Genomic DNA, 474 nt, shown 5'->3' with positions numbered 1-474 from the left:
CGCCGCAAAAAGAACCAAAAAGTGCAAGTAAATTGGAATACTAAATCATAGTAATTATGCTTTATATGTAAGATAAATTGTATATTTTTGTTAAAAATCGGTGGGTAAGGCAACAGATAATATTAACTTTATTTTTTGGCAAAATATAAATATTTATTTTCTAATAAGCACAAGGATTTAAACTAAAATGGGACAAACTTCTCTAAAAGATATAATAAAAATATCTAAAGAAACTAATTCAAAATATATATTCAATACCACTGATGAAAATAAAAACTTAGAAATATCCACAGACAGCAGAGAAGATTTTAATGAAAATAAATTGTTCTTAGCTATAAAAGGCGATAAGTTTAACGGCAATGATTTTGCTTTAGATACATACAATAAAGGATGCAGATTTTTTATACTTTCAGAAAATATCAATATGCCAGAAGATGCTAATGTGGTTTATACTACTGATAGTGTATTATTTTT

The 474-nt window shown here is 25.3% G+C and carries 1 pseudogene; it reads left to right on the top strand.

From position 1 onward, the window contains the following. Positions 1 to 187: 187 nt before the first annotated feature. Positions 188 to 474: pseudogene (locus E6A48_RS09875) on the top strand (UDP-N-acetylmuramoyl-tripeptide--D-alanyl-D-alanine ligase); the annotation flags it as partial.

The organism is Brachyspira pilosicoli (genome assembly GCF_019402445.1).
In the GTDB taxonomy this organism is placed as follows: domain Bacteria; phylum Spirochaetota; class Brachyspiria; order Brachyspirales; family Brachyspiraceae; genus Brachyspira; species Brachyspira pilosicoli_B.
This window is presented reverse-complemented; position numbering and strand designations above follow the sequence as displayed.